The sequence below is a fragment of the Sphingobium sp. SG1 genome, from assembly GCF_057063145.1.
Map to the genome: position 1 here is coordinate 1 of NZ_JBVVOJ010000048.1, position 5,225 is coordinate 5,225.

Genomic DNA, 5,225 nt, shown 5'->3' on the forward strand with positions numbered 1-5,225 from the left:
AATCGGCACTACCCGCCCGCTGCCGCCTCCTCCTGCGCCCAGTTGGACATAATCCGACGGTTCTTCGAGGTGTCCAGTTTGCCAGGTGTCAGCAAAATTATCTGACCGATAATTTATATTTATATGCAAATATATCTCTTATTTATGCCAAGCCATGTGATCAAATTAAAGTAATCACGCTCCGTAATATCGTAAATTTGTTGAAAAAGTGCGATTATAATTGCTATTTACATTTGTGCAACGTGAATAGCTTTAATTGCCATTGTTTATTTTGTTCCATATCAGTGGAAGGGTTTTTTGAATAACTGATATGAGATTTCGTGCCGGTAAGATTTTGGAGAAGGTGCTACATGCCGCACAGCGCATGCCATCGTTCATAATGCAGGTAGACGAGCAGTCTGAGCATCATCCAATTATCAGCGACATGGCGCCAGCTTGCACTGAAGCAAGCCGGCGCGAGACGAACGGTATGCAGCCTAGATTTGCGCCAGCCCGCCATCAGTGAATAGCTCGCTTCCGGTCATGAAGCTGCTGTCAGATGAGGCCAGGAAGGCGGCGGCCGCCGCCACTTCGGATGGATCACCAACATGACCGATCGGGGTGGTTGCCCCCATTTCGATCATTGCCTCCCTGCCGACGACCTCGGCCGCCAGCTCGGTCAGCGTTGGCCCGGGCGATAGCACATTGACGCGGATTCCCGTGCCCCGCAGATCCTGCGCCCAACTGCGCGCAAGATTGCGCACGGCAGCCTTGGAGGCGCTGTAAATACTGAAGGCCGGTGTCCCCATCACACCCGTGGTTGACCCGGTCAGAATGATCGAGCCGCCTGTGTCCATGAGCTTCAGTCCCTTTTGCACTGTGAAGATCGTGCCCTTCACGTTGACGTCGAAGGTTTCGGCATAATGGTCGGCAGTAATGTCCGTCAGCGTCACCAGCGCGCCGGTTCCTGCATTGGCAAAGAGAATGTCTAACGATCCGCGTTCTGCCTTCACCGTCTCGAACAAGCGATCGAGATCGGCAGGATCGGCAACCGAACCCGCCACTGCGCGGGCATTTGCCCCTAGTTCGCTTAAGGCAGCATCGAGTTTTTCCTGTCGACGCCCGAAAATGTAGACGAACGCGCCCTCCGCAATGAAACGCCTGGCCGAAGCCAGACCAATGCCCGTACCGCCACCTGTTATGATGGCGGTCTTGCCTTGCAGTCTATTCATGGATGCCTCCAAATCTAAGGTTGCACGTAGCTGGAGGCGCATATACCTATCGGCAAGTATGCACCTTTTGGTAAGTATCGAAAATGTCTGAAGAGCCCAAATCCCTGGCTGTCTCTCCAATGCTCGGAGGGGGCTGTTCGGCCGGAACCGTCGCTCCCAATTTCACTTGCGGCCTCGACGCAACGCTCAAAGTCATTGCCGGCAAATGGAAGCCATTGATCCTCTATTTCCTGCTCCAGGGCCCCAATCGCTACGGCGCGCTCAAACGCGCGATCCGCGACGTGAGCGACAAGGTGCTGATCCAGCAGTTGAAGGAACTGGAGGCAGATGGGATCCTGCTGCGCACCGATTACAAGGAAGTGCCGCCGCGCGTGGACTATACGCTGACGCCCCTCGGCCAAAGCCTCGCTCAGGCGCTCGAGCCTTTATGCAGCTGGGGCACCGAGAATATGGTGGAAATGCAGAGGATCTTCGCCGAACGCGAAGGTTGGCAGCGTAGATAGACCCGATGCGTTTTGGCCCTCTGGGCGCTGGCCATGCGCCGAGCAAAGAGTCGATATGGCGAGAATTTTCATCACTGGCAGTTCGACCGGCCTTGGGCTGGCCGCTGCGCAGTCGTTGCTTGCCGGCGGACATGATGTCGTTCTCCACGCCCGCAATGCCGAACGGGCTGCGGCTCTGGCAGCGCAAATGCCGCAAGCTTTGGCAATAGTGACCGGCGATCTCAGCCTGCTGTCGGAAACACGAGATTTGGCCGATGCGGTGAATGCAATCGGTCGCATGGACGCAGTGATCCACAATGCCGCACTATATGGCGCGAGTGGCAGCGGTCGGACGGCGGAAGGCCACAGTGTTATGACCGCGGTCAATCTGCTGGCGCCTTATGTCCTGACCGCCTGCATCGAACGGCCCGAGCGCCTTGTCTACATGAGCAGCGGGCTTCACCGGGGCGGCAATGCCGGTCTGGATGATCTCGACTGGACCCGGCGTCGCTGGCACCCGGAACAGGCCTACGCCGATAGCAAGCTTCAAATCGTCGCGTTTGCTATGGCGATGACACGGCGATGGCCTGACGTGCTGAGTAACGCCGTCGATCCAGGCTGGGTGCGCACACGCATGGGCGGCGCGTCCGCGCCGGTCGACATCGCGACCGGACAGGCGACGCAGAGCTGGCTCGCCGCAAGCAACGATAAGGCAGCGCAGACCAGCGGCGGCTATTGGCATGCCATGCGACGCGAAGAGCCGGCAGTTCCCGCAGCCAGCGCCGATCATGGAGATTGCCTGCTCACGGCGCTGCAAGCGCTCACTGGCGTGTCGATCGGGCAAAATGGGTGATGCTCGGGCGAAGGATTTTTCAGTCCAATGCTCTGGCACTTCTACGCAAGCCGTTGGTCGGCTTGCACGAATAACCGCATTGCGCTGCGTCAAGCGACATGCGCCTTAGGCGAATGGCTGGGCTGGAGCTTCAGCTGCCCATCCAAACGAGAATCTACCATTTTCAAATGCGCGACCCATGCTTTCCTTGCCCCGCCTCTTGAACGACAAAACCGTTCGATCCATCTGTCGCCCGCAATTCTAGGATGCGAGCCAGAGAGACGATGACAATGGACACCGTTACCGCCCCTGAAACACGGGCCTTCGAGGCAGATGTTTCCAAGCTCCTGCACATGATGGTCCACTCGGTCTATTCCGACCGTGAGGTTTTCCTGCGCGAACTGATATCCAATGCCGCGGACGCTTGCGAAAAGCTGCGCTATGAGGCGATTTCCAGCCCGATACTGCTTGGGGATGATCCTCAATTGCGCATCACGCTTAGGCTGGACAAGGAAGCCGGCACTCTCGTGATCGAGGATAATGGCATCGGCATGACTGCTGCGGATATGGGTGAAACACTAGGCACTATTGCTCGGTCGGGCACCAAGGCCTTCATGGACAAGCTTGCTGCGGACAAGAATGGCGAAGGGCAGCAACTGATCGGCCAGTTTGGCGTCGGCTTTTATTCTGCATTCATGGTGGCGGGTAAGGTCGAGGTTATTTCTCGCCGGGCGGGAGAGCCTGATGCAGCCATCTGGTCCTCCGATGGGTTGGGCACTTACACGATTGCGCCGGCCGAACCTGGCGCCGCGCCTGCACGCGGAACGCGCGTCACGTTGCACCTGCTCGACGATGCCAAAGTTTACACCGAGCGCTTCACCGTGGAGCGGGTTGTCAAGGCGCAATCAGGCCATGTCCCCATTCCGATCTTTCTTAAGGAAGCCGGCAGCGAAGATGAGCCAAAGCAGGTCGCCGATGGCCTGGCGCTGTGGACCAAGGCGAAGTCCGACATCAGCGAGGAAGATTATGCTGACTTCTATCGAAGTGTCGCAGGTCAGTTCGACAAGCCGGCGCTGACGCTGCATTATCGTGCTGAAGGGCGTCATGAATATTCGGTTCTGACCTTCATCCCCGAAACCAAGCCGTTCGATCTATTCGACGCGGACCGCAAGGGCCGCATCAAGCTCTATGTGCGCCGCGTATTCATCACGGACGAAGCGGAAATATTACCGCGATACCTACGTTTCGTTCGCGGTTTGGTCGATTCCGCCGATCTGCCTCTCAACATGTCGCGCGAGATGATCCAAGACAGCCCGGTTCTGTCTGCCATCCAAAAGGGTGTGGGCAACCGCATACTTTCCGACCTGGAGAAACTTTCAGTAAGTGAACCTGAGCGATATGCCGCGATCTGGGAAAATTTCGGACCGGTCTTAAAGGAAGGCCTTTACGAAGATTTTGATCGCCGCGAAACATTGTTGGGTCTGGCTCGGTTCAAGAGTACGACTTCCGACGGCGCATGGCGTTCGCTTGAGGACTATGTCAGTGCCCTGAAAGAAAATCAGACAGCGATTTACTATGCGACCGGCCATGATCTGGATCGGATCGCGCAGTCCCCGCAGCTCGAGGGTTTCAGGGCGCGCGGCATCGAGGTTCTGCTCCTCCCCGATCAGGTCGATAGTTTCTGGACGACGATGGGCGTCGATTATGAGGGCAAGCCCTTCAAGTCCGTCACGCAGGGGGCTGCTGACCTGAGTCTTATCCCCTTGGCCGACGGGAACGCCACCGCTGCCGCGCCCAGCGATGAAGCCAATAGTTTTATCGCTTTTGCAAAGGAGGCTCTGGCAGATCAGGTGTCAGATGTGCGCATTTCGGACCGATTGACGAGCAGCGCCGTCTGCATTGTCGCCGCAGACAATGCCATGGACCTTCAACTGGAAAAGATGTTGGCTTCGGCCGGCCGTGCGCCGGAGCGAGCTAAGCCCATTCTGGAGGTCAACGCCGGTCATGCGCTCATCACGAAGCTGGGACAGGCCAATAGCGATGAAGAAGGACGAAGAGATCTGGCTTTCCTTCTGCTTGATGAGGCCCGAATTGCTGAAGGCGAAGCACCGACTGATCCGCGCGCGTTTGCCGAGCGGCTGGAGCGTTTGATGGCGAAGGCCTTGGGGTGATGTTGATGGGGAGCCTGAGGGCTCCCCTTCTTCAAGTTAAGGAGGCCGCGCAGATTCCGCTCAAGCCTGACGCTCAAAACCAGAGTCCGGATCGTTGGAGTGCGGGCCTTGCGTTTTTCAGGCCGTTTGCGGCCTATTCAATCCGTTCGCTGGCCGACCATCGGATGGCCGCTCCATGGGGTGGGGGGGCATTCTGCCTCTGTTGAGCGGCCGACGAGGCAAATTTTGAATCATCGCGCTAATGAGCCAGCAACCGCTCCTTTACCTCCCTCGCCATCCTGTCGGAATGAAGCGGTACCATCATTGGCACGCCAAACATCGTAGGCAAAAGGGAAGTCCCCTTTCGATCGCTATCATTGGTGTGGCGATCGTGATTGGTTCTTTCGGTGGAGTGGGCAGCTCTCCGCTGCCTTCCTCCTCATCGAGCCCCCCTATTGCTGAAGAGGATTCTCGTGATCTGCCCCCCGCTGAGTGGCCCAGAGACTATGATAGTCTGGACCGCGAAAGGGACATTGAATGCCGAGCAAGA

4 protein-coding genes are annotated in these 5,225 nt (G+C 57.3%); 3 read left to right on the forward strand and 1 reads right to left on the reverse strand.

From position 1 onward, the window contains the following. Window positions 1-476 precede the first annotated feature (476 nt). Complete coding sequence (locus tag AC0KVN_RS27320) at window positions 477-1,211, reverse strand: SDR family NAD(P)-dependent oxidoreductase (RefSeq protein ID WP_435568267.1); 735 nt, start codon at window positions 1,209-1,211, stop codon at window positions 477-479. An 83-nt stretch (window positions 1,212-1,294) separates the two neighbouring features. Here AC0KVN_RS27320 and AC0KVN_RS27325 point away from each other — a divergent pair, with 83 nt between their 5' ends. From AC0KVN_RS27325 to htpG, 3 genes are all read left to right on the forward strand, one after another. After that, a complete protein-coding gene (locus AC0KVN_RS27325) occupies window positions 1,295-1,714 on the forward strand; it encodes a winged helix-turn-helix transcriptional regulator (RefSeq protein ID WP_346427721.1) in 420 nt (139 codons plus the stop codon). 55 nt (window positions 1,715-1,769) lie between these two features. Beyond that, entirely contained in the window at window positions 1,770-2,546 is a 777-nt protein-coding gene (locus tag AC0KVN_RS27330) for an SDR family NAD(P)-dependent oxidoreductase (protein WP_048939471.1), read from the forward strand. Window positions 2,547-2,809: 263 nt separating this feature from the next. Then, window positions 2,810-4,696, forward strand: coding sequence for a molecular chaperone HtpG (htpG, locus tag AC0KVN_RS27335; protein WP_048939470.1), 1,887 nt, complete (start codon window positions 2,810-2,812; stop codon window positions 4,694-4,696). Window positions 4,697-5,225 lie beyond the last annotated feature (529 nt).